Origin of the sequence: Bradyrhizobium sp. CCGUVB23, assembly GCF_024199885.1 — a bacterium.
GTDB lineage: Bacteria > Pseudomonadota > Alphaproteobacteria > Rhizobiales > Xanthobacteraceae > Bradyrhizobium.
In genome coordinates this window covers 442,191-466,718 of record NZ_JANADQ010000002.1, presented here as the reverse complement: position 1 = coordinate 466,718, position 24,528 = coordinate 442,191, and the positions used below count along the sequence as shown (strand labels likewise).

At 60.2% G+C, this 24,528-nt stretch carries 16 protein-coding genes and 8 pseudogenes; 13 read left to right on the top strand and 11 right to left on the bottom strand.

The annotated features are described in order from the left end of the window. Positions 1 to 66 precede the first annotated feature (66 nt). Positions 67 to 240 carry a TIGR02391 family protein gene (locus NLN62_RS53825; RefSeq protein ID WP_371933170.1) on the bottom strand — a complete coding sequence of 58 codons (174 nt, stop codon included), beginning with the start codon at positions 238 to 240 and terminating at the stop codon, positions 67 to 69. Positions 241 to 675: 435 nt separating this feature from the next. Here NLN62_RS53825 and NLN62_RS50295 point away from each other — a divergent pair, with 435 nt between their 5' ends. Then, on the top strand, positions 676 to 2,028 hold the full coding sequence (locus NLN62_RS50295) for a hypothetical protein (RefSeq protein ID WP_254114142.1): 1,353 nt from the start codon (positions 676 to 678) through the stop codon (positions 2,026 to 2,028). 270 nt (positions 2,029 to 2,298) lie between these two features. Here the strand turns inward: NLN62_RS50295 and NLN62_RS50290 are convergent, their stop codons facing one another. Continuing rightward, positions 2,299 to 2,688 carry a DUF2958 domain-containing protein gene (locus NLN62_RS50290; RefSeq protein WP_254114141.1) on the bottom strand — a complete coding sequence of 130 codons (390 nt, stop codon included), beginning with the start codon at positions 2,686 to 2,688 and terminating at the stop codon, positions 2,299 to 2,301. Positions 2,689 to 2,959: 271 nt separating this feature from the next. Beyond that, entirely contained in the window at positions 2,960 to 3,532 is a 573-nt protein-coding gene (locus NLN62_RS50285) for a hypothetical protein (RefSeq protein ID WP_254114140.1), read from the bottom strand. A gap of 262 nt (positions 3,533 to 3,794) precedes the next feature. Here NLN62_RS50285 and NLN62_RS50280 point away from each other — a divergent pair, with 262 nt between their 5' ends. Continuing rightward, entirely contained in the window at positions 3,795 to 4,565 is a 771-nt protein-coding gene (locus NLN62_RS50280) for a hypothetical protein (protein WP_254114139.1), read from the top strand. 300 nt (positions 4,566 to 4,865) lie between these two features. Here the strand turns inward: NLN62_RS50280 and NLN62_RS50275 are convergent, their stop codons facing one another. Then, positions 4,866 to 5,198, bottom strand: a complete 333-nt coding sequence (locus tag NLN62_RS50275) for a hypothetical protein (RefSeq protein ID WP_254114138.1) — start codon at positions 5,196 to 5,198, stop codon at positions 4,866 to 4,868. A gap of 22 nt (positions 5,199 to 5,220) precedes the next feature. Then, the gene (locus NLN62_RS50270; RefSeq protein WP_254114137.1) at positions 5,221 to 6,981 is read right to left on the bottom strand and encodes a methyl-accepting chemotaxis protein; all 1,761 of its coding nucleotides are present in this window, start codon (positions 6,979 to 6,981) and stop codon (positions 5,221 to 5,223) included. Positions 6,982 to 8,165: 1,184 nt separating this feature from the next. Between NLN62_RS50270 and NLN62_RS50265 the strand changes: the two genes are divergently transcribed. Continuing rightward, positions 8,166 to 8,351: a hypothetical protein gene (locus NLN62_RS50265; RefSeq protein ID WP_254114136.1), complete on the top strand. Its 186-nt coding sequence runs from the start codon at positions 8,166 to 8,168 to the stop codon at positions 8,349 to 8,351. A gap of 497 nt (positions 8,352 to 8,848) precedes the next feature. Here NLN62_RS50265 and NLN62_RS50260 read toward each other — a convergent pair. Continuing rightward, positions 8,849 to 9,706: pseudogene (locus tag NLN62_RS50260) on the bottom strand (IS66 family transposase); the annotation flags it as partial. Between the two features lie 115 nt (positions 9,707 to 9,821). On the opposite strand from NLN62_RS50260, the gene NLN62_RS50255 reads away from it, so the two are divergent. Next, positions 9,822 to 11,165 carry an IS1380 family transposase gene (locus tag NLN62_RS50255; RefSeq protein ID WP_254113927.1) on the top strand — a complete coding sequence of 448 codons (1,344 nt, stop codon included), beginning with the start codon at positions 9,822 to 9,824 and terminating at the stop codon, positions 11,163 to 11,165. A gap of 128 nt (positions 11,166 to 11,293) precedes the next feature. Here the strand turns inward: NLN62_RS50255 and NLN62_RS50250 are convergent. The 4 genes and pseudogenes from NLN62_RS50250 to NLN62_RS53820 form a co-directional block, all read right to left on the bottom strand. Next, positions 11,294 to 12,043: pseudogene (locus NLN62_RS50250) on the bottom strand (transposase); the annotation flags it as partial. 53 nt (positions 12,044 to 12,096) lie between these two features. Further along, entirely contained in the window at positions 12,097 to 12,450 is a 354-nt protein-coding gene (tnpB, locus tag NLN62_RS50245) for an IS66 family insertion sequence element accessory protein TnpB (protein WP_254106366.1), read from the bottom strand. Then, a complete protein-coding gene (locus NLN62_RS50240; protein ID WP_254106365.1) occupies positions 12,431 to 12,904 on the bottom strand; it encodes a transposase in 474 nt (157 codons plus the stop codon). The genes tnpB and NLN62_RS50240 overlap by 20 nt, the downstream gene beginning before the upstream one ends. 82 nt (positions 12,905 to 12,986) lie before the next feature. Then, a pseudogene (locus tag NLN62_RS53820) lies at positions 12,987 to 13,080 on the bottom strand (oleate hydratase); the annotation flags it as partial. 164 nt (positions 13,081 to 13,244) lie between these two features. Here NLN62_RS53820 and NLN62_RS50235 point away from each other — a divergent pair. From NLN62_RS50235 to ltrA, 6 genes and pseudogenes are all read left to right on the top strand, one after another. Beyond that, on the top strand, positions 13,245 to 13,472 hold the full coding sequence (locus NLN62_RS50235) for a hypothetical protein (RefSeq protein WP_254114135.1): 228 nt from the start codon (positions 13,245 to 13,247) through the stop codon (positions 13,470 to 13,472). 267 nt (positions 13,473 to 13,739) lie between these two features. Then, positions 13,740 to 15,614, top strand: coding sequence for a molecular chaperone HtpG (gene htpG / locus NLN62_RS50230; RefSeq protein WP_254106363.1), 1,875 nt, complete (start codon positions 13,740 to 13,742; stop codon positions 15,612 to 15,614). 311 nt (positions 15,615 to 15,925) lie between these two features. Then, positions 15,926 to 16,090 (top strand): annotated as a pseudogene (locus NLN62_RS50225) (IS5/IS1182 family transposase); the annotation flags it as partial. A gap of 73 nt (positions 16,091 to 16,163) precedes the next feature. Then, positions 16,164 to 16,343 (top strand): annotated as a pseudogene (locus NLN62_RS50220) (IS110 family transposase); the annotation flags it as partial. A gap of 125 nt (positions 16,344 to 16,468) precedes the next feature. After that, positions 16,469 to 17,501 (top strand): annotated as a pseudogene (locus NLN62_RS50215) (IS110 family transposase). Between the two features lie 622 nt (positions 17,502 to 18,123). Next, the gene (ltrA, locus tag NLN62_RS50210; protein WP_254106362.1) at positions 18,124 to 19,599 is read left to right on the top strand and encodes a group II intron reverse transcriptase/maturase; all 1,476 of its coding nucleotides are present in this window, start codon (positions 18,124 to 18,126) and stop codon (positions 19,597 to 19,599) included. Between the two features lie 216 nt (positions 19,600 to 19,815). Here ltrA and NLN62_RS50205 read toward each other — a convergent pair. Continuing rightward, positions 19,816 to 20,632: pseudogene (locus NLN62_RS50205) on the bottom strand (IS701 family transposase); the annotation flags it as partial. Positions 20,633 to 20,730: 98 nt separating this feature from the next. Here NLN62_RS50205 and NLN62_RS50200 point away from each other — a divergent pair. The 3 genes and pseudogenes from NLN62_RS50200 to NLN62_RS50190 all read left to right on the top strand — a co-directional run. After that, on the top strand, positions 20,731 to 21,000 hold the full coding sequence (locus NLN62_RS50200; protein WP_254114134.1) for a hypothetical protein: 270 nt from the start codon (positions 20,731 to 20,733) through the stop codon (positions 20,998 to 21,000). Between the two features lie 132 nt (positions 21,001 to 21,132). After that, positions 21,133 to 22,296 carry an IS110 family transposase gene (locus NLN62_RS50195; protein ID WP_254113964.1) on the top strand — a complete coding sequence of 388 codons (1,164 nt, stop codon included), beginning with the start codon at positions 21,133 to 21,135 and terminating at the stop codon, positions 22,294 to 22,296. Positions 22,297 to 22,700: 404 nt separating this feature from the next. Further along, a pseudogene (locus NLN62_RS50190) lies at positions 22,701 to 23,921 on the top strand (IS256 family transposase); the annotation flags it as partial. Positions 23,922 to 24,528 lie beyond the last annotated feature (607 nt).

Here is a 24,528-nt window from a genome sequence, read left to right as displayed (position 1 = left end):
TGCTGTGTGTTGACACGGCGCATCGGATTCTCGGTGCCGGTCGTCGAAGAACTGGCGAGTGCGACATCAAGCGAATTTCGTAAGCTTTGCCGGCACGATCATTCTGCGGCTTGTCCCTGCTGGGAGTTTCGAGGCATCCCGCACGGCGACCTCAACCGCGTTCATCGCTTCGAACACGGCCGTATCGAATTTTCCCCCGTGATGATGGGCCCAAACGTCTTCTCTGATCGCAAGATGCAAGGACTCCTTGGGCAGCCTCCTTGCGCCGAAGGAACGAACAGGGTCGGGCTCTTCTCCCAGGCTTCAGCGCGCGGCGACTGAGCACACGAAGCGTATTGGGCTCAAGGTATCCGGGATGTGGGATCGGAAGGGCGGCACCTTCCAGCCAGTACCAGGCCTCCCGAATAGCGCGCTTAAGCTCGTCACGCCTGTCGGCAGGATGCGCACCGTTTGGTGACTTCGGGTGACCAAGAACGGAATTGATGAAGGTGCCAAGCTCAAGCTGGTGTAGATGCGAAGGCCACTTCGAAACAACCTGAACGACCCTGATTGCCGAGCGGCCGCCGCTCCGGTTCAGCGCTCCCTCTGCGTAGGCTGCTTGTCAGCTCCCCGACAGCCGGCCCGAGTAGCATCTTGGCCGCATGCTTACGTGATCGACGAACGTAGGAGACTAAGATGGACCGAGACAACTTCAATCTATTTGGATTCGACCCAAATGCGTACTACGCCATGGTGGCACAGCAGGAGGAGCGGCAGGCGGAACAACCCGAGCAGGCTGCGCAAGGCAACTTTGAGCAGCACCTCGAAGAGGCTGCCCAGCCGGGCGCTCCGGATGATGGAAGGCGGTATAGGCGGTATAGGGCAACACCTGAAGACGAGGACCTCATCGAGAGGGCGGGTCATGCGGCACGGACGGCACCGAACAGAACCATAAGCGAACCAACTTTAGTTCACAACAGATCGGGTCTCCGTATGCTATCTGAAAGGCTTCACGACCTTCACGGGTTGTCTCTCTCTCGGCTCGACGACGAGTCGCTGAAGATTTATGCCGAGCAACTATTCCCGGGTGAAGCCAAGATCAGGAAGGGGCTGAGCATGCTTCGGCTGTACCGTGGGACTCCTGGTACTCGGGTAACTCCCGAAGACGCCGATCTCATCGAGAGGGCAGGTAATGCGGCGCGCGAGAGGCGATCGACGAGCATCATGCGGCGGATCCGCGGGGGGCTTGCGACGAGCTCCATACAGCAGCACAGTTCGGGCCTCCGTAAGCTATCTGAAAGGCTCCGCGATAATTACAATTTGTCTCTCGCTGCGCTTAGCGACGATACGCTGAAGGACTATGCTGAGACGCTGTGTCCAGGTGACGTCCACGTCAGAGGGGGGCTACGCATGCTTAAGCAGTACCGTGAGACTCTTGGAGAAGGCACCTCGGGTGCTGCGGAGGGGAGTGCGAGCCAGCCAGTGCAGCAGCCATCCCTGTCGCCAGTCCATGAGTCACCCCCGTCGCCAGTGCATGAATCATCTCCGTCGCGGGTCTCAAGTTACAACCAGGACGAGCTTTGGGAAGCGGCTGATACGGTGCCGCTGCGCGGCGCTTCTCCGGCGGCCAGTTACAATTCGGCGGAGTTTTGGGCGGGGGTGGATCAGCGGGGCCAGGTGCCTGCCGAGAGTTGGGGCAACACGTCGAGTTTTTGGCGCGGAATGGAGGCACCTTCGCCAGCACCAAGCGTCAATCAGCCAAGCCCATCGTGGGAGCAAGGCGCCGAGGCATCGATTTTTGGGGCTCCATACATGCCTCCCGCGCAGCCAGCCGCGCCGGATCTAACAATGTACGTCCCGGCCTGGCAACACGGCGATCAACGGGCGCCTGAGCATCTCATGCGTGGAATGCACTACATGGGCGTGTTGCCGAACAACGACGACCGGCAGCAGACGAATTTCACCATTGGTGGCGTGCCATACACGGCAACGTTGGGCCCGTCACGTAAGCAAAACGACATTCGGGTCTTCCTAGCGCGTCGCACGTAATGGCTGTGGCCGCGACCCGTCCGACAGCCGCAACAAGGACTGAGCGAGACCGCTGACTTCGGCCGAGCCACGAGCGCCACCTTGTCAGCCGGGGAAGGATCTAGGTGTTTAGTCCCGTACTTTGGCCGCCGATAGGCTCAAGAGAGACGGTCGGATGAGATGCCGACCGCTGGTCGCTATCCGCGACAAAGCGGACGTAGCCTTCGTCGGCGTCTGTCGCAAGAAAAAATGGCCGCGACACCATTGGTCGCGGCCATCTCAGGAGCTAGATCAAGCTTCGTCTTTTGCGTCACCTCGATCGATATTTTCGACGATGTGTCCAGCCTTGCTCGCCGCCTCGATATAGCGCGAGATCGGCCCGCGCGCCTTGAAGTGCAGGTCGCGTTCGATGCCCAGGCCAAGGCGTCCGCGATAAGCGGCAAGCTCGGTCAGGTTGACAGTCCCGAATTCCGGAAACCCCATACCTAGATCGCAGAGGCCCCAGGCGACCGTCTCGTCAGACGGATCGATCTCGGTCAGCAGCCAGGTGGCGGCGCCACACGGATTGAACAGTTTGACGACGGGCTCGAAGTCGATCTCGTCAGGCGTGCCCTTGACGGAGACCTGACGTCGGCCATTGTCGATCAGCTTCTGGCGCTGGGCGGAAGTGAGGAGTTTCATGGTCGGTCCTTCGGCTACGGACCGCCGTGATTGGCGATCGCGTTGCCGTTCGGACGCGCAAGGCGGAATGAGCGAAGCGGTCAAAAGCGCGTAGCGCCTCGCCGTAATGGGAGGCAGGCCGTAGGCGGGCACCATTCGGTTTTGACGGCGAGCGCCGCCTTGCAGGCTGAACGGTAACGATGAGAGATCGCCACACCTGGCGGTTCTGCCCCGAGAAGCGGGCGCCACTGAAACTCGCCCGAGCTGGACCATTGGAAGAGCCGACCGTCGGCTACTTCACCCAGCCGGTCACTTCGGCTGTGACCTTGATGAAGCGCACCGCCAGAGCGAATATGAGGAGCAACGGCCAGAGCGCATAACGGCCGAGCCCCTCAATGGCGGGTACGAATCCGGCTGGCTCCGCGGCCTTGACGCTTGTGCCCTTCCCTGACGGCGCGGCCCCTTCGGTCCGGACGATCTTTTCCATCGACCGAACGATGATACGTGCCGCGTGGCCTGCCATTCTTTGCAGATCGAGCGTCAGGCGTGCGCGGCCTGTGATTGACTTGGTATCGACGACATTGCGCCGGGGGTTTTCATCCTGGAACGAGATAACGAAGGATGCGAAGAGGGCCCACCAGCTATCCCACCCCTCCTTGTCGATGACGCGTTGGCTGTCTTTTATCCGCAGATCGAGATTGGCCGGGCTGGGATTGCTGGCAAGAAAGGATCTGGTGGAAGCTATCCACTGACAATAGCTGTCCGGCATGAACTCCCGAGAATCGGCAGTGCAAGAGCCTTCCTCCCGCTCAACGAATGTCAGGAGGCTCGCACGGTCGGACGGAATGAAGGTCTCGTCCAGCATTTGCGCGTATTGGCTGTGTTTCGGCGTGGGGTCTCAACCATGATCGGCGTGGGGGTCCCATCATTTCAATTTAATGAAATCAATGGCCTGAAGGGGTCCCGACGACGCCGATGGGGGTCATTTTTCGATCAGCATTCACACCTATGCACTCGCACAAGACTGCCCTGATAGACAATCGGGTCAGCATGGGTTCGTCGTCGAGCGCGGTGAGCAGCAAAAGAGTGAAATCTTTCACGGCGAAGATGGCGTCGTCCGAAATGTCATGCGCTACGCCGGAGAGACTCTGCTCGAGCTTGTCCTGTATGAAGGCTTGTTTGAACTCGATCGGCTGGACCGCGGCCGAAGAACCAAGTTCGAGCCGCAATCGGATCTGAAAAAGCTCTTTCCGCTAAGGTCAGGTCAGGATGTCAGCGCAAAGTTCACCACGGAAAGCGACGGCCAGCGGGGGCAATTGCACGTTGAGCTGGCGGTGAAAGGCGAAGAGCAATTTTCCGTTGGTGCCTGCAAATATTCCGTCCTCAAAATCGAGCGCCGGCAATCGGACACCACTGCCCACCCGCGGCTTGTCTCTGTCGATTATTACTCTCCAGAGCTCAAACTGATCTTGGCCAAAGCGTGGGGTAGCAGCGATCTCATCAGATTCGATCGTATTTATCCGCTGAGGCAGCCGCAAGCTGAAGCACAAACCAAGGCCAAGCGATCGCAGGATGACGCTCAAACCACACCGTGTCGCAGCGAGCAACCGGTGAACTCGATTCCGGAGCTGTGGCCCTCCCTGGCGCCTTGCTGGCGTGCTCCAGCAGGTACGGAAAGTATGGAGATCACGCTGGTTTTTTCGCTTCGACGCAACGGAACCCTGATTGGCAAGCCGCGCATAAGCTATTCGAAGCTTGATGGCGACGAATCACTGCAGCGCGCCTTCGTTGCTTCCATACTCGAGGCGCTCGATCGCGCGCTCCCGATCCCACTAACTGACAGCTTCGCAAATGCCTTGGCTGGGAAACCGCTGGCGGTTCGCTTTACCTCCAAATGAGTCTTTGACCTCGTTAGGCCGCCGAGCATTGCAGTTGCAATTGCTTGTTATGAGGCCTTGCGCGCAGTTGCCTGATGAGCCCTGCGCCAAAACGATCATGCGAGGACGCGGGCGTGCGGGTTGCGCCGCTGGGGCAATTGCTAGAGCCAACATTCCCGCATGCGCTTCGGATGGTAAAGCACAGACCGCGCGGGCCACGGACGGGCTCGAACGCGTCAGTCAGCCACACGACCGTCGTGCCCTGCGAGCCAGGAACCGGTCCGATCAAGATCGGCGGCAGATCCTTATTCCCTGCGCCGGTTATTCATCGGATTTAGCGTTCCCCGCAAGGGTCGTCACGAGCGTCATGGTTGTCCTCGAAACCTCTGAAAGCACGCTGACCAGTTCAACATGCGCTCGGACTCGTTTTTCGCGCAACGCATGTTGCAATCTCTCGTCGGAAACGTTGTCTATCATCCTTTCGGCCTGGACTGCGAGCTCGATCAGCACCCCGATTTGATGGCGAACCTCAAGGCAGCCGGATATGGCGCGCTTCAGCTCCTCCTTCGATAAGCGGTGATAGTCCTCCGGAATATCCTCGTCGGGCGCGAGAGAGAACAGGTCCGCGCGTTGCAACCGAATGACTTGTCCCATAGCGGGTCCCCAGCTCTCGAAATTATGCTGCACGCACGTTCGTCAGAAACCGCGCGACTTGATCTTTCAGGCGGCCGCTGTCGTATGACAACGACTGGGCCGCAGACAGCACTTGAGCTGACGCCGATCCGGTCTCCGACGCGCCTTGCTGGACGTTGACGATGTTGCTGCTGACTTGCATGGTACCCTGGGCCGCCTGCTGAACGTTGCGGGAGATCTCTTGAGTAGCAGCCCCCTGTTCCTCTACGGCAGCGGCGATCGTCGATGAGATCTCTGACAAGCGCTCGATGGTTCCCGAGATGTCCTTGATCGCAGCCACCGAGTCTGCCGTCGCAGCCTGGATGCCCGAAATCTGCTGACCGATTTCACCCGTCGCCTTCGCGGTCTGCTCGGCGAGCGCCTTGACTTCCGAAGCGACGACGGCAAAACCCCTCCCTGCTTCGCCGGCGCGAGCAGCCTCGATCGTCGCGTTGAGCGCGAGAAGATTGGTCTGTCCGGCGATCGTGTTGATGAGCTCGACCACGTCGCCGATCCTCGCGGCGGCCTTCGACAGTTCGCTCACACGGTCAGTTGTGGACCGGGCCTGGCCCACCGCTTCGCCCGCCATACGCGCGGATTCCTGGACTTGGCGGCTGATTTCATTGACCGATGATGACAGCTCCTCCGTTGCGGATGCAACGGATTGGACGTTGGTCGAGGCCTCCTCTGATGCGGCGGCGACGACCCCAGCCATTTCCCCTGCCCGCTCCGCTGTTGCGCTCAGGGTGCCGGCCGACGCCTCCAGTTCTGTCGAAGCACAGGAGACCGTCTCTACGATTTCGCCGACGGCGCTCTCAAATTGATCAGCGAGACGATTCATGTCAGCCTTTCGTCGCTCTGCCATGATCCGATCCTGCTCCGCTTTGGCGTCGGCTTCGGCATGAGCCTTCTGTTCGGCCTGGACTTTAAACGACTCAACGGCGTTCGCGATGTCTCCTATTTCATCCTTCCTTCCGAGCCCGGGCAGTACAACAGAAAAATTGCCGCCGGCGAGTTCACGCATGGCCGCCGTCAGTGCTTGCAGAGGCCGTGCGATGGTGACAACTGAAAAGACACATGCACCAATGAGTAGGAAAGTGACCGCGGCCCCAATTACTAGGGAATTTCGTTCAGCCGATGACATCTCCTGCCGCGACATCGTCCGAGCCTGTTCGGCCCGCTGTTTGGCAAATTCGACGATCTTGTCTGCGAGTGCGCCCAGCTCGACCGCGAGAGGGCCGGTCTTCTGCTTCGCAAGCCGGCTCTCCTTCTCATCGAGCGCTGAAGCCTTTGGGATGAGGCCAGTTTGATCAGCATTGGCAACCGAGAGTTGTTGATGAAGGTTGATGATTTCAGAGCGAAGGCCTCCGCTCTCTCTCACGCCTTCGACGTATTCTTGTGTTAAAATCTTGATCTTCTCGGCTCGCCCGCGGTTCTCCGGCGATCGCGCAAGCTTCAGAATTTCATTAGCGAATTTCGTGGCGCTATCTTGCCGTTCGTTCAGGTACAGAAGCGCGGACTGAAGCTCTTCCGGCGTCTTCGCCAGCCTCACGTCGCGGCCGGCAATCTGCATACCGCGGGCAGAGGCTTTTGCGTCGATCGCATTTTGGACGATCGTGGACTGCTCGATAACATATTCATCGGCTCTGCGCGTTGAGGTGTTGCCGTTGACTTGGACCCAAATCATCCCGCCGACCAGAAGGAGGCTGATAAGTGAGGAGATCGCAAGCTTCGTACCAATCCGTAGATTTTGAATGCTTCGCATCGTGTCTCTCTAACTATTTATCGCTGCGTATCGGCTAGCATCCGAAAAATGCAGATCCTGGATCAGGCCGAGCAAAGAATGCAGTTAAAAGCAGAAAGAAGTTATTAATAGGGGCGATCGTCAAAAAGCGAAAACCCATCCGAACTACGGCGGAGTTGTTCTTTTCTGAGTTTATGTTTCCCGGCGTGCTCCATGTGCGCGATCGTGTCAAGAGCGATGCCCCGTACTTTTACGGGGAGTCGTCAGCTAATTCGAGACGGATCAGGCGTTTCGAAAACGGAGGCTCTGGCTCATCAGGGGGTTGAGTTTAAGCCGCTTGCAATTGATGCTGCACGCCACGGTTGGCAGTGGTGTTGCGCTTGATACGGTTTCGCTCAGCTAGGAGCGCCTCAGTCCTACCGAAGTAAACATCGGCCGGCGGGAGGTTGTTGATGCTCTCGTCATAGTGGACGTGATTGTAGGTTCGACGAAGACCTGTATCTTCCGTTCGAGGTCGCTGGAGAAGGGTAGTAGTTGTCGAGCAGAATGCGGTTCTTGTCCGTGAAGAAATACGAATCGGTAAGAGAAATAAGCAGAATTGGTCTTGATACAGTATTCGCTTTTGCAGGAAAGCGGGGTGTTGGACCACGCTTTCTGGCGTTTTTGGATTTTGCCTTTGGGCGATTCGTGATTCCCTGATGCCGTCGTCGACATTGGGGAATGCGATCATCCACTCGGAGCATGCACGGTTTTTCTGTCACGCCCGCTGGATATCGCCGACGGCAACTCGGCGATCCTGGCCGCTCCGGAGCATTTGGTGCTCCTGCCCAGAACCCATCGTTCAGCGGCAGCGGCAGAATCAAAGCTCCCAACTAATAGCTCCAAACGGCCATCAGCCCGTAGCTCCTGGATGATATAGCGACCGGAAGGATGCCTGCAGATTGCGTAATCAGACTCTCTGTCGAAGGGCATGACTGTATCAGGAAAGAGTATCGATTGGTTAGCTGGTTCAGGCTCGCAAAATATTGATTCATAAGTTAAGTGCGCAACGTGCCATGTCCATACATACGAACGTTTGCTCCCGTCGATCGAGGCGCCGAAAGTGCTTCGGATCACGCATCTCATTCGGCCTTGATCGGCGAGCTGCGCCGGGCGAGACCGCGCCGGTTCCGGAGGGCCTGCCGATGGTGCTTTAGCATTCGAAGATGCTTGAGAGCGACGACTTCGTAACGGCGGAATCGTTCGACTACTGGCGGTTCGAGAAGTTCATGAGGCGCGCCCGGTTGCTGCTCAACACGTTCCAGCAGTTCAGGACGATGTGCGAGATGGCGATCGCCGAAGAGAAGGCGGCGCGAGCCGCCGCGGCCACGGGCTTTACCGCCACAGCATGATCAGCAGGGCGACGAAAGCGAGCAGTCCCAGGATGCCAGTCAGCAGCGGGTAGAACCGGGAGGGTAGGTCGACGGGCTGCGGCTTCGGCGGCGATATGCGAAGCTCCTTTGCGGCTTGGCGGCGCGACTCGCGGCGGCTCCGCTTCCCGGCCCCCCGCCTCAGATGAGCGGCATCACCTCGGAACGGCCGCGTACTTGTCCCAGATGAGCCGCAGGCCGGATTCGAGGGGCGGCTTGATGTCGAACATCTCGGCGCCATTTTGAAAGTGGAAGACCCTTCGGACACGGTAGGTCGACGGATTTTGGGCGGCCACTTCGTACTGGGTGCGGGACAGCCAAGAACTGCGTCCGCGCGTGCCCATTGGTGGTCTTGATCTCGAGCCTTCGACTGCTCGCGCCGCTGCGCTATCTCCAGATCCGTCATCCGGAAAAGCGTAAGCGCGGATTTCGATGCACGTCGTAGAGCGGGGTAATGCGGCGGCGGCAGTGGTGGCGGCTCAGGCTGGCAACTTTTTGAAGTTGAAGGGCAGAAGATCCTGGACATCGGCTTCATCGGGGCGTGTCGGCAACTGGGCGAGGACGTGCTTCAGCCATGCGAAGGGCTCGATGCGACAGGCCCGACAAGTCAGCATCAGACTATAGATGACGGCACTGGCCCTGGCTCCCTCCACGGTAGCGCTGAAGAGCCAGTTTTTCCTGCCGCAGGCAAAAATCCTGATATCGCGTTCCAGAAGGTTGTTGTCGATCGGCATGCTGCCGTCCTTGGCGTAGCGCGTCAGATATTCCCATTGGTTGAGCGTATAGGAGACCGCATCCTCAAGCTTGGTGTCGGGCACAACCTTGGGAGCGATTGCATCGAGCCACGCCTTGAGGGCGTCCAGGACCGGGAGGCTGTGTTTCTGGCGCAAGCGGCGTATGTAATCGACCTGCGTTTCGCCGTCGCCGGGCTTTTCGTCCCGCACCTGTCTTTCAATCCGGTAGAGCTGGTCGAAGAACTTGAGGGCTTGGGCCGGTGGCCCACCCGGTTTCTTCCTGGCCTTGAGGGCGTCGACAAACTTCCGTCTGGCGTGGGCCATGCATCCGACGTGCGTGGCGCCTTTCAATGTGCGCCAGGCCGCGTAGCCATCGCTCATCAGGATGCCACGATAGTCGCCAAGGAAGGCCTGCGGGTGTTCCTGTCCGCGACCAGGCTGATAATCGAACAGCACGATCGGCTGCTCGCTATCCTCGCCGCTGCGATAAGCCCACATATACGAGGTGCTGGTGGGGTCCTTGCCCGCTTCTTTCAGCACCTGAACGGTGGTCTCGTCGCCATGGATGACGGTCTGCGACCGCAACCGTAGCTTTAGCCCGTCTTATTCGCGAGAGGGCGCCTGAGAGGCTGGCGAGCGTGGTGTAAAGCGCTGATGCGGCGTAGGATTCGGTTGCGAAGCCAATCCCATCACCTCAACCGCGAACGCCACGCCCGCCATGACCGATGATACGATTTTGCCCTTCTCGTTTCCAGCCGTTCACGCCAAGAAAGTCACAGCTGCCTTCGATGGTGGACGCCTAACCTCGAATGGGGGCGTGATGCTTCTGGCGATGGCCGAGCGGCGTCTCGGTTTGGCCGACAATTTGGCCCGGGTGTTCCCGGATCGGCGCGATCCGACGCGGGTCGTGCACAGCCTTGTCGATATGTTCCGCGCGCGCATGTTCGCGATCTGCTGCGGCTACGAGGACGCCGACGACCTCGATCATCTGCGGTCCGATCCCGCATTCAAGCTGGCCTGCGGACGGCTGCCGGACAGCGGTCGCGATCTGTGTTCCCAACCGACGCTGTCGCGCCTGGAGAATGCTCCGCGCCTGCGCGACGTGATCCGACTGACCTACACTTTGGTCGACGCATGGATGGATAGCTACCCGCGCGAGCCGGCATCCGTCACGCTCGACATCGATGATACCTGCGATGTCGTCCACGGCCATCAGCAGCTCTCGCTGTTCAACGCTCATTATGACGAACGCTGCTTCCTGCCGATCCACGTCTACGACACGGAGAAGAGCCGGCCCGTGGCGGTCGTGCTGCGGCCCGGCAAGACGCCGGGCGGCGTCGAGGTGCGTGCCCATCTGCGCCGCCTGATACGGCATATCCGGACGCGGTGGCACAAGACGCGAATTACGTTCCGTGGCGACGGGCACTATGCTCGGCCGGAGGCCATGACGTGGTGCGAGAACAACGGCATCGACTACATCTTCGGTCTGTCCGGTACCAAGCCTCTCGCCAGAAAAGTCGACGAGGTCGCCGACGACATTCGCACGCGACGCGCCATCGAGAACCTGCCTGTTCTGCGCGGCTATACCGAGACGCGCCACAAGGCAAAGTCCTGGGATCACGAACGGCGCACTGTCGCCCGTATTGAGGCGACGATGCTCGGCCTCGACATCCGCTTCGTCGTCACCAGCCTCGATGTCGGCTCGGCCGAGTGGATCTACGACAGCCTGTATTGCGCGCGCGGCCAAGCCGAAAATCTGATCAAGCTGCATAAGACGCAGCTCGCCTCCGACCGCACCAGTTGCCGTTCGGCGCTCGCCAACCAGGTCCGTCTCGTTCTCCACACCGCCGCTTATTGGTTGATGCTTACCGTGCGCGGCGCCATTCCCAAAGTCCGGGAATTGGCCACTGCCGAGTTCGCGACGCTGCGTCTTCGTCTCTTGAAAATCGCAGCCCGGGTCGTCGAAACCGCGAGCCGCATTCGCCTTGCGTTCGCCGCGGCATGCCCCGAAGCCGACCTCTTCCGCAGCTTGCCCGGCGCGCTGCTCCCGCTAGGCCCGTAACCGACCGGGCCTGCGCCCGCTCACCCGCCCCACTCCTCCAACGCGTACAAAACAGCTTGATGTAGAACCCGGTGACAAAAGGCCGGACGGTCACCCACGCCAGCCGCCAGCCCTCGTCAGACGTCAAGAACGACCGTGCTCTCGTGAATAGATCGGGTTAGCGCGTCGTAGATACGAACGAGGTGCTTCTCGCTCGAACCGATCACCCAGTGGCCCAGAGCGCCGCGGCTGACGGGAACACCAGCGCGCTCGAAGGCCTTCGCCAGACGATAGAGCGGCGTGCCATCGACATATTTATGGACGAGTGCGAAGGCCAGCGTCGAGGCCGTAGCAATGCTGCCCGGCAAGGGTTGTGCAGGCATCGGCGCGGTCACGACCGGCGTGTTGATGTCGGTACGGTCACAATGGCGGCAAGCATATTTGAACCGCACATTCTGCAAAACCTTCGCCTTCACCTCGATATGAAGTTGCTCGCTAACGGTCTCGCCCATGCGATGCATCTGGTGACGGCAGCAAGGACAAGCCTTCTGGTCGTCGGGAAGGTCATACTCGACGCGTTCGCGCGGCAGGTTCTCTGGCAAGGCCTTGCGGCCGCGCTTCCTTCCCGTCGCCCCCTCGGTCGCCGGCAAGCCCGTGTCCGGCAGAGCAATGACATCGTCATCTTCGTTGTCGGCGGGGTCCTCATCCGCAGCCTGTTCGGTTTCATTGAAGAGGCGGTCAATGTGCTTTTCACTGCGCGGCGCAAAACGATGCAGTCGTGCAAGCGCCAGCTCTTCCTCGAGTCTGACGACGCGTTCGGTGAGTTGACGGTTCTCTGCCTGCAGCGCAGCAATGCGCGCCATCAACTCTTCAACAGCCGGTTCGCCGGGTCGATTCATCAGATTCTTGAATCGAAAGCATGCCGCCGCGTCAACCGCTCAATTCGAGGCCCTCAACCAGCAACCTGATATTGCCGCACCGGATGGCGGACCATCGCATCGATATCGATCCCGTCGAGGATCCAGTGCAATTGCTCGGTCGTAAGCGTGATCACCGCTGCCTCGCGGCCCGGCCACCGGAACTTGTCCTCGGTCAGCCGCTTCAGGATCAGCACAAAGCCGGACCGATCGAAGAACAGGAGCTTCATCCGGTCACGACGGCGATTGCAGAACGCAAAAACCGCCGGAGCAAACGGATCGAGCGCCATCGTTTCCTGGACCAGAACCGCAAGGCTGTTGATGCCGGCCCGGAAGTCGATCGACTCACGATGCAGATAGACTTTCAGGTCAGCGCCCAGTCTGAACATGTCCCAGTGCTCCGATGATCGCCGTCAATACATTCACATCACCGCATTCCAGCGTCAGCTTCACGCCGTTCGACAGTGACGCGCTCACCTTGGCTGGAGAGGAAAACGTCGCAGCCCTTTCCGGTGCCGATCCACGCACCCCATCACAAGTCGCCGGCAAATCCACCGCATCCATGCGGCTCTGTCCCGACAGTGCCCGATCAGCAGTCCCTTCAATCTGAACCGGGATGAACGCCGCTGGTGAGGACGGCCGGACAGACAGCGTCTCCGTGCGCTTCTTTACCCATTTCCGAAGAAGGTTCGCATTGACCCCATGTTCGAGCGCAAGTCTCGATACCGACACGCCAGGCGCAAGGCAGGCCGCGACAAGGCGGTCCTTCGATGCGGCGTCGTAACGGCGTCGACCGTTCCGACCAACAAGCCTTACCCGCAGTTTCTGATCATCGTCTGACATCACAAGGTGTCCACCTATTTTGGTGGACACCTCATGCATCAGAGTACTCAACAGCAAAAGGTGCGGGGAAATTCGTGCTTACTAACGAGTAGTTCGGATCATCCTTGTTGAGCCGATAGAACTCATCGAGCACGCTGGCGCCGTCCACTTTCCAGCGATGGGATCGACCTGAACATATAGCGCTTTTCCCGAACAGCCAGGGCGCTTAGGCCGTAGCCCGTCGATCGTGCTCCACGGCGACCTCAACGATCCGCCGAGTCCGATCAGTCGACGCGTCTACTTCCGGCCGGTGATGTACGCGCCGACGTTGGGAGATGAAATCTTTGACAACGACAGGCTCGTGGTCGACGTCATCGTGGAGGCCGTTATGCAGATGCGCGCGAATGGCGGCCCGAATGTCATTGTGGTCAGTCTCTTGCTCGGCGATCGCACGAAACCATTCGCTGGCAAGATATCGACCTGGGGCCGCGCCTTGGACTATTTGGCCTTCACCTACAGCATCCTCTTCCTCGTGAGCGCAGGCAACGTCAATGATGGAATCCCGTTGGGGCGCTCAGAGCGCGATTAGCAAGGGACGGGTACTGCTATTCTGCAGACCGAACACGCTAATAAACTCCGACCTGGGCTGCGAATAGGTAAGTTCGGCGCCGCGACTTCACGTGCAACGCAACCGCGTCTGAATCCCGAGCTCGGGCGTGCTCCAAAACACCTAGGAGACGGGGAAGTTGCGGTGGGCGGCGTCTCGAAATTGGGGCCGCCCCATCACATCCCCTTGATCCTCTGGCTCCTCGCGCTATATCCGGGTTTCTTCCTCTTCGATAAACCGGGTGAACGCATGACGACCACAGATACGGCTGTGCACACGCTGCCCTTCCAGGCCGAGGTTTCCGAGCTCCTGCACCTGATGGTGCACTCGGTCTATTCGGAAACCGATATTTTCCTGCGCGAGTTCGTCTCCAACGCCTCGGACGCCTGCGACAAGCTCCGCTACGAGGCGATCGCCAATCCGGCGCTGCTGGGTGAGGGCGACGCGCTCAAGATCCGCATCATTCCGAACAAGGCGGCCCAGACGCTCACGATCGCCGACAACGGCATCGGCATGGAGCGGCAGGAGCTGATCGACCATCTCGGCACCATTGCCCGCTCGGGCACCAAGGCTTTCGTGGCGAAGCTGAAGGAGGCCAAGGACGGGCTCGGCCTGATCGGCCAGTTCGGTGTCGGCTTCTATTCCGCCTTCATGGTTGCCGACAGGATCCTCGTCATCAGCCGCAGGGCCGGCGAGAGCGACGTCTGGACCTGGACTTCGTCGGGCGGCTCGGGTTTCGAGATTGCGCGGGCGAGCGACGAAGATGCCGCGCGCGTGAGCCGTGGCACGGAGATCGTGCTGCATCTGAAGGAGGATGCGAAGAAGTATCTGGAAGACTACGAGATCCAGCGCATCGTCTCCGCCTATTCCGACAATATCCTCTTCCCCATCGAGCTCGTGCCGGCAGAAGGCGAGCCGCGCCAGATCAATTCGGCGAGCGCGCTGTGGCAGCGCTCGAAATCGGAACTCTCGGCTGACGACTACAAGAAGGCCTATCAGCAGATCGCCACCGCCTTCGACGATCCCGCGATGACGCTGCATTATCGCGCTGAAGGCCGCTATTCCTACGCCGTGCTCCTGTTTGCGCCGTCGACGAAACCGTTCGACCTGTTCGAGCCGTCGCGCAAGGGCCGGGTCAAGCTTTATGTCCGGCGCGTCTTCATCACCGACGATGCCGATCTGTTGCCGGGCAATCTGCGCTTCATCCGCGGCGTCGTCGACAGCGAGGACCTGCCGCTCAACATTTCCCGCGAGATGCTGCAAAACAACCCGCAGCTTGCGCAGATCCGCAAAGCGGTCGCCACCCGCGTTGTCTCGGAGCTCGAAAGCCTCGCCGAGAAGGACGCGGAGAATTTTGCGAAGATCTGGGAGGCCTTCGGCGCCGTCCTCAAGGAAGGCATTTACGAGGACTTCGAGCGCCGCGAGAAGCTCTTGGCGCTGTCGTGCTTCACGACGACCTCGGGCGAGAAGCGCTCGCTGAAGGACGTCGTCGCCGACTTCAAGCCGAATCAGACCGAGATCTATTATCTCGTCGGCGACAGCATCGAGCGGCTGAAGTCCAGTCCGCGCCTGGAGGCGGCGGCTGCCCGCGGCATCGAGGTGCTGTTGCTCACCGATCCCGTCGATGCCTTCTGGACCTCGATGCCGATGTCGTTCGACGGCAAGCCGCTGAAGTCGCTGGGCCAGGGCGATCTCAATTTCGACCTGATCCCGCGGCTCGACGAGAAGGACGAGGCGAAGAAGGACGAGCCGGCCGCCGATGAGGCTTCGACCATCGCCGTGATCAAGGTCTCGCTCGGCAAGCGCGTCAGCGACGTCAAGGCCTCGACCCGCCTCACCAGCTCCGCGTCCTGCCTCGTCGCAAGCACCGAGGGCCCGAGCCGCGAGCTCGAGCGCATCCTGGCGCAGCAGAACCGCGGCATGCGCACCAAGCCGATCCTCGAGATTAACCTGCGCCATCCGATGGTGGCGGCGATCACCAGGGCCCAGGCCGGCTCAACAACGGTCGACGACCTCAGCCTGCTGCTGCTCGAACAGGCGCAGATTCTGGACGGCGAATTGCCGGAAGACCCGGCGGCGTTTGCCGCGAAGCTGAACCGGCTGGTGCTGCAAGGGCTCGGCTAACGGCCCATCGCATTGCCTCGCCTTAATTGTTACCGGATGCTGAACCGTGGCCTCACGTAAATTGCTCCCTTGGAGGCGCTACCGCCCCGGCTCCTCGAGCGCAAGGCCGGGACGTACGAACTCATCCCACCGGTCAAAAGTGGCAGACAGCACACGCGATAGAGCAGCCAACAGGCGTAGATGACATCGGCGGAGCAGCGCTGCCCCTCCGACAGCGGCCCGTGAGCCACGTCGTGGCGGAGCGTCGGACCCGGTTGGAGGTTGAAGATGCGGTTCAACTCGTCGAGCAGCGGCTCGCCCATCTCCTCGAGCAGCGCAAGATCGAGGGCCAGCCAGCACTGGAGAACGCGTTCGCTCTCCCGCTTGGCCGAGCCTTGCAGATCCGCTCGCAGCGCCAGCGCGGCTGGAAGCTCTGTTCCTTCCATGCCCCGGAGGTGGAGTGCATCGGCAAGGGCAAGGCCGCTGCACCTTACGAGTTAATGGCATGGACCACGCCCGCTCTCAGCGGCAACGTGGAGCCCCGGCGGGGCAGCAGCAGGAGCGCAAGCCATGTCGAATACGAACATTGTCACGATCGGAATCGATCTCGGGAAGAACACATTCCATGTTGTTGGTTTCGATGCCACAGGCGCAATCACGCTACGCAAGAAGCGGTCGAGAAATCAGCTTGACCAGTCGCTGGCCAATGTTCCGCGTTGTCTGATCGGAATGGAGGCGTGTGCAGGCGCAATCATCTAGATGCCGTAATGGGCCGGCCTTCGCGAGGCTAGCCAGGTTAGGTGGCTGTCCCTCAGAATGATGATGTTGAAACGGAGTCCGAATGATCGGCTCCAGGCATCAAGTGAGGAACAGCCATGGGCTATTATGCGGGGATCGACGTGTCTTTGAAAGAGAGCAGCATCTGCGTTGTTGACGGGACTGGCAAAGGTCGTCCGCGAGGTCAAGGTCGCCAGCGAGCCTGAGGTGCTTATTGGCTATTTCGACGAGCTGGAATTACCTGTCAGCCGCATTGGGCTCGAGGCAGGGCCGTTGTCGCAGTGGCTGCATGCCGGGCTTGTGGCCGGCGGACGCGATGCGGTTTTGCTCGAGACACGGCATGTGAAAGCAGCACTCTCAGCCATGACCGTCAAGACCGACCGGAAGGATGCCCGCGGGATCGCTCAGTTGCTGCGGATGGGCTGGTACCGTCCGGTTCACGCGAAATCGGTGCCTTGCAAGAACACCCGCGCCCTTCTCATTGGGCGCAAGCTTCTGCAAGGCAAGCTTCTCGACGTCGAACTCAGCATCCGCGGGATTCTGCGTGGCTATGGGCTGAAGGTCGGCGAAGTGAGCCGTGGACGGTTTGAAGCGCGCATTCGGGAATTGACAGCGGGGCACGTGACCCTGGAAACGGTGATTGGCGCGATGCTCGCTGCGAGGATGGCATTGTGGAACGAGTTCACCAGGCTGCATCGCGAGATGCTGAAGATCGCGCGGGCCGACAAAGTTTGCCGGCGATTGATGAGCACACCTGGTGTCGGTGCTTTGGTCGCCCTGACATACCGCTCGGCGGTAGATGATCCATCGCGGTTCGTAAAATCCAGTACGATCGGCGCCTACTTCGGGCTCACGCCGAAAAAGTATCAGTCGGGTGAGACCGACCGGGACGGCGTCATCAGCAAGGTCGGCGACGCCATGGTGCGCACCGCGCTCTTTGAAGCGGCGCATATCATGCTGACGCGTGCGACACGCTTCTCGAGCCTGAAGCGCTGGGCACTCGAGGTTGCGCGACGGCGCGGCATGAAGCGCGCCAAAGTGGCCCTTGCTCGCAAGTTGGGCGTTGTGCTGCATCGCATGTGGGTGGACGCGACCGCGTTCCGCTGGAGCAAGACCGCTGCGGCTGCATAGGAGATAGAGAAGATTCGGAACGAGCCGGAAACGGTACGTTCTCCTGAGGGTCCCGTCGCCGGGACGAGGGCTTGGCAAGGTCGTGAGTAGTGCTGTGAATGCTGCGGCAGATCACGCGTCCTAGATTGACCTGTCGGCTCTGGATCTGATGGCATGGTGTGGCGGTCTTCGTGCCGACCACGGACAGAAGCATGATCCTGGCGATGAGATTTGTTCAGAGGGACTTGACGAACAAAGGCCCATTACAGAAGCATTACAGTTGGTGCGCCGGGAGACCGGCAAGGAGTAGGTGGTGGAAGTCCACTGCGATGAAGGAATAGCGATCCACATCGGCCCCGAGCCGTGCGCAGGCGTCCGCGAGGATGTCGGCGAAGCGTCGGCAGGGGAGCGCATAGGCCAGCCATGGAGCCGCGAAAGAATGTTTTCCCGAGAGCCGACGCTGTCAACTGAGCGGAAGGCAATACGAAAGGGTGCGATATCGCGAGCGCCCAGTCGCGGCGTGGTCACAGACCCTGGCATGTGCAGAAGCTTCTTGTACGGGAACCGGGAGGTCTCTTGGTCGGCCAGATGCTCATGGAAGCAGTCTGGTCCGCGGCGGGAAGGCGAGGAGCTGTAGCCGCCGATGAACGATCAGGAGAAGTCTGACTCCGCCATAGTAGCAATGAAGTCGCCGAACAAAGCCGGAGGTACGGTGGCGGAGGCGATGGAGCGAAGGGCGGGGACCAAGGGAAACGCGAGACAGCAAAGCACATTCCGGACACAGGGCCGGGATCGTGTGATCCAGGAGCTTGATCGCGTACGGCAAGCCGCAAGGCAGAGGAAGAAGGAGCGGTTCACAGCGCTTCTCCACCATATCAATACCGACACGCTCCGGATGGCTTTCTACGCGCTCAAGCGCAAAGCAGCCCCCGGCGTGGATGGTGTGACATGGCAGGACTTCGAGACAGATCTGGAGCCCCGGCTTGCGGATCTGCACCGACGGGTCCACACAGGAGCGTATCGTCCCCAACCGTCACGTCGGACGTATATTCCGAAGGCGGACGGCCGGGAGAGAGCGCTGGCGATCGCGGCTTTGGAGGACAAAATCGTCCAAGGCGCGACCGTCATGGTGCTCAACGCCATCTACGAAGGCGACTTCGTCGGTTTCTCCTACGGGTTTCGACCCGGTAGGGGCCCACATGATGGGTTGGACGCCCTGGCGGTAGCGATCACCACGCGGAAGGTGAACTGGATACTTGACGCCGACGTGCAAAACTTTTTCGGAAGTGTGAACCAAGACTGGCTGGTCCAGTTCTTGGAACACCGCATCGGCGACAAGCGCATCATCCGCCTGATCCGTAAATGGCTGAAGGCGGGCATTCTCGAAGACGGGGTCGTTACCGTGGACGACAGGGGCACGGGGCAAGGATCGGTGATTTCGCCGCTGCTCGCCAATGTCTACCTGCACTACACGTTCGATCTTTGGGCCGAACGCTGGCGACGGCAAGAGGCCCATGGCGACATGATCATCGTGCGCTATGCCGATGATCTCGTGGCTGGCTTCGAGCATGAGGACGACGCTCGCCGTTTCCTTGATGCAATGCGTGAACGGTTTGAAGCATTCGCGTTGACACTCCACCCAGACAAGACCCGCTTGATTGAGTTTGGTCGCCGTGCGGCGGTCAACCGCAAGGGGCGCGGCCTTGGCAAACCGGAGACCTTCATGTTTCTGGGCTTCACCCACATCTGCGGTAAATCACGCCGAGGAAACTTCCTGCTCGAAAGGAAGACCCGTCGCGACCGTCTGCGGAGGAAGCTTCAGGACATCAAGGAAAAGCTGCGGCGTCGGATGCACCAACCGATCCTCGTCCAGGGTGCATGGCTGAGACAGGTCGTCGCCGGCCACTTCGCCTACTACGCGGTTCCTACAAATGGGCGGACGCTCTCAGCGTTCCGCTACTATGTGACCGATCTCTGGCGTCGAACGCTTCGGCGGCGAAGCCAACGAGACCGCTTCACGTGGGACCGCATGACGAAGTTGGCGGATGAATGGCTCCCTCAACCCCGTATCCTCCATCCCTGGCCACAACAGCGCTTCGCCGTCACATACCCAAGGTAAGAGCCGGATGCCTTAATTGGGCTCGTCCGGATCCGCGCGGGGGGCGCTCAGCAATGAGCGTCCCTACCGCAAACCGTTTTTTCTTGAGATGGGCTTTGCGCGCGTTGGCCTGATGGGCTCTGCGCCAGGACGACCATGCGAGGATGTGGGCGTGCCGGATGCGCCGCTGGGCAAGCTTCATGGCGATGCGGCGGATTTCCTGGATCGACCAGCGGATCAAAAGCGAGGCTTCGGTCGAGGCCGCGGTCGCGTTTTTTTGAGCGATGGCCCGGTGTTGGCCCGATGACGGATGACGGCCATCATGGCGAAGGCAAGCATGACGAGTGAGACATGGCGATGCCAGCCATGCCAGGAGCGGGTTTCGTTGTGATCAAGGCCGAGCTCGTTCTTAGCAGTTTCGAAACTGTCCTCGATGGCCCAGCGATGGCCTTCCACCGACACCAGCTTCTGTATGGACGTACCCTTGGGGCACCATGTGGAGAAAAAGGCCAAGCTGCCGTCGGCGATATTGCGGCGGACCAGAAGACCCCGCGTCCATTCCCCGGCAAGCTCGTCGTTGTGTTCACTGACTTCGAGATCGGCCAATTCGAGATAGGCCCAGTCGTGCCAGCGCGGACCTTTGGTCCCTCCGCCGGACGACAGGCGGCGCCAGGCCTTCTTGGGAAGGTTTTGCGCGATCGTGGCGGCGGTGCCGGCGACAGGCTGCTGCTTACCCCAGGACCGGAACACATGATTGGAAGCAACACCCAGAACATAACCTTTGCCCGCCTTGCGCAGCAGGGTTTCGATCTCTCCGGTGCCATACACTGTCCGCCGCCACGAACGAGAACGGCACCTTTGCGACGATCGCGCGAGTGATCATTTGACGCGCGATCTTGGGCTTCGTCGCAAAGCCCACATCGCTCGGTACATGCGCTGCCTTCAGGCGAGCGGGGTCGTCCGTCCATTCCTTTGGCAGGTAGAGCGCCCGGTCGATGAAGGCATGGCCATGCCGCGACACTTAGCAGCCGAACACTCCGATCTGGCAGACCGTATGTTCGTTGTCCGAGAGGTGGCTCGTCCGCAGTATGCGATGAGCGAGGGTTGCGCCGGGTGGGCCGGGGCCGAGCCTCTCACATAGGAGGACGAGCCGTGCGGCAGGATAGCAAAATCTACGTGGGACTGGATACGTCGAAGCTGAAGATCTCGGTAGCCGTAGCCGTAGCCGAGGCGGGGCGCGATGGCGACGTGCGCTTCATCGAGATCGACAGTGCGCCTGATGCGGTGGAGCGATTGATAACGAAGCTCGCCAAAAGGCACCGGGACCTCGCCTTTTGCTACGAAGCCGGCCCGACCGGCTACGGTCTACGGTCTACGGTCTCCATCGTCAGATCACACGGCTTGGTCACGACTGCATCGTGATGAGCTATGGCCGAAACTGGGTGATGACGGGTTGAGAGAGGCGGCGTATCGAGATCCCATGGGTGGATGGTAGCCGGCATTTTTGGTGCAGAATGTGGTTGCCAATAACACACATGCTGAGGGACCATGCTTATGGCCGCACGATCCGAACAACCGACTACCATCCGCACTGATCTTAGCGCAATTTTCGTTTCCTTGGAGCTCAGTCGCTCGACCTGGTTGATCACGTCGTTGTCGCCGGGAAGCGGCGAGAAGATGTCAAAATATTCGATGTCGGCTGGCGACGTTTCGGGATTGTTCGCGTTATTTTCGAAGCTGCGCGAGAAAAGTCGTGCCAGGACCGGACAAGCCTATCCGATCGTGGCCATTCAAGAGGCCGGCCTGGACGGCTTCTGGATTCACCGGGTCCTTGAGAAGGAAGCTATTGAAAGTCACGTCGTGGATCCGGCCTCAATTGCGACGTCGCGCCGATCCAGGCGAGCAAAGACCGATCGTATCGATGGGGAGGCGTTGTTGCGGACCCTAATGGCATACAAGCGAGGAGAGCCGCGCGTGTGCTCCATGGCGCGAGTTCCTTTGCCTGAGGAAGAGGACAGACGCAGGATCACTCGCGAGCGCAAGGCTCTGATCATCGAACGTATCGCACACGTCAATCGCATCAAAGGTCTATTATTCTCGCAGGGGATCGCCAATTATGAGCCGCTGCGCAAGGATCGACGACAGCGGCTTGCCGATCTGCAAACTGGCGATGGACGTATGCTGCCAGCGCATATGAAGGCGCAGCTCTGCCGGGAGATCGATCGGCTCGAGCTCTTGCTAAAACAGATCAAAGCGGTTGAGGACGAGCGCGATGCGCTCATCGCTGCGGCACAATCTGCTGCAGCAACGCCGGAACCTGTCGCGATGCTGCTCGACCTCAAGGGCGTCGGCACCGAGTTCGCCGCCGTTTTGTGGTCTGAAGGGTTGTTTCGCCATTTTGACAATCGTCGTCAAGTTGCCGCTTACGCGGGGTTGACGCCGACGCCTTGGCAGAGCGGATCAATTGATCACGAGCAAGGGGTATCGAAAGCGGGTAACCCAAGGCTACGGACGACAATGATCCAAATGGCTTGGCTGTGGCTACGACATCAGCCTAATTCCGCGTTGGCTCAGTGGTTCAACGAACGTGTTCGGCGCAATGGCGGTCGCTTGAAGAGGTCTACGATTGTAGCGCTCGCGCGCAAGCTACTCGTTGCACTCTGGAAGTATGTAACTGCGGGCATCATTATCGAAGGCGCCGTCCTGAAGAACAAGTAAACATCGGCTGCAGCTCAAACATCAACTTCTTCTAGAAATCTACCAGGACTCGATCTGTCTTGGCGGATTCAGGTCGGCGAACCGTACCCGCCTCTGGCGAAATGCCGTTTTTCGAGAGTGGTTTCGCCACCCTGAGCCCCGCCCGCGCGCAAGCGGGATATTGGTGCAGCCGCAATGAGCGGCGACCGAATGTGAGGTTGACCAGGCTCGGCAAACCAGCCGCGTCACGCAATCGGGCTCAGAACTTGAATGCCGTTTTGGAGAATTGCTCATGCTTTGCGATGAATGATCTTGACACGGCGCGCCCCCATGTGAGGCGGGTGTCGAGCCTGCCAGAACCTCAAGGAGAGCGATACGCCATGAACGAGACTACCAAGATTCTCCCCTTCCGTCAGCGGTCGGCGGTTGACGATCCACTGACAGAAATCCTGCGCAATGGAGCCCGTGATCTGCTCGCCAGGGCGGTCGAAATCGAACTGCAGGCGTTTCTGGAGACGACGGCGGAGCTGAAGCTGCCGGGTGGCCGCGCCCGTGTGGTCCGGCACGGCCATGGCCCTACGCGCAAGGCTGCCACGGGGATCGGCGCAATCGAGGTCGCCCGGCCCAAGGTGAGAGACCGCGGCGCCAGCTCAGCCGATCGGATCCGCTTCAGCTCGGCGATCCTGCCGCTGTGGGCGCGGCGGACGAAGAGCCTGGATGCCCTGCTGCCGATCCTTTACCTGCGCGGCATCTCGACCGGCGACTTCCAGGAGGCGCTGTCGGCGCTGCTCGGCAAGGACGCGCCGAACCTGTCGCCGTCGGTGATTGCACGCCTGACGGCCGACTGGCAGGCCGAGTACGAGCGTTGGCAGCGACGTGACCTGTCGGCGCGGCGCTACGTCTATCTGTGGGCCGATGGGGTTTATTTGCAGGCCCGGATGGAGGATCACAGCGAATGTATCCTGGTGCTGGTCGGCGCGACGCCGGAGGGCCGCAAGGAATTGGTCGGCTTCCAGGTCGGCGCCCGCGAGAGCGCCCAGAGTTGGCGTGAGCTCTTGATCGATGTGAAGCAGCGCGGCCTGCGGATCGCTCCCCAAGTGGCGGTCGGTGACGGCGCGCTGGGGTTCTGGAAGGCCCTTGATGAGGTCTTCCCTGGCACGCGCCACCAGCGGTGCTGGTGCCACAAAGTCAGCAACGTGCTCGACAAGGTCGCCAAATCCGTGCAGCGCGCGATGAAGAACGATCTGCGGAACGTCTATCTGGCGCCGAGCCGGGCGAAAGCCGAAACCGCGATCGACACCTTCGTCGAGAAATACCGTGCCAAATACGGACCTGCGGTCGAGTGCTTGATCAAGGATCGTGAGGTGCTGCTCGCGTTCTTCGACTTCCCTGCCGAGCATTGGGTTCATCTGCGCACCTCGAATCCGATCGAGAGCGTGTTCGCCACGGTGCGGCATCGCACGGAGCGAACGAAAGGATCGCTCTCGCCGAAAACCGCCAAGCTGATGGTGTTCAAGTTGATCGACGCTGCATCGAAGACCTGGCGCCGACTGAAAGGAACAAATCAGTTGCCGAAGGTCATCGCCGGTGTAAAGTTCACCGACGGCATCGAGGTCATTCCGACCACTGAAAGCCACGCCGCCTGATCAGGCCGCGTCACCCAGAATCAGCCATAGCTCCATCGTGACACCATCACTGATCCCGAAGCGGCCTGGAGAACGGCTCTGTCGAATGAAGCCTCCACCCTGTCTGCTGCACCGAACGGCATGCAGGCCTTCGATTCTGATAGCGTAATCTGGAAACGACACCGGCACCACACACTTGTGGATCGCAACCACAGCCTATGATGGGGCGGTATCCTGGCTCCAGAATCGCATGACAATGACCCGCTCGCCGGGGCTTGGTCATGAAGTCCCCCTCGGTACATCATCCTTGAGCAGACATTCAACTTCGGCGTTAGGGGCGATCGTCGCCATCGGTCCGTGTTGTTGTGTTGAGCTGTGTCCGGCTCAAGACGTCAATGTCCCTTGCTCGACAGTAAGGCGGCGGTATTCCGCCAGCGAGGCGAGAAGCGCATCGCTTCTTCAGGAAGAGTTTGCAGAACGTCTTTGGCACACCGATTGCTGAGACGCGGGGATCCGTCACGACCATGACGGTCTCTCAGCCCCCGCCCAAGAGTTCAGATGAAACTTGTTCGATTGATCCAAATCAGCGTCATGCTGATGCCGCCGCGTCCGTCGTGCTCCTCTTTCC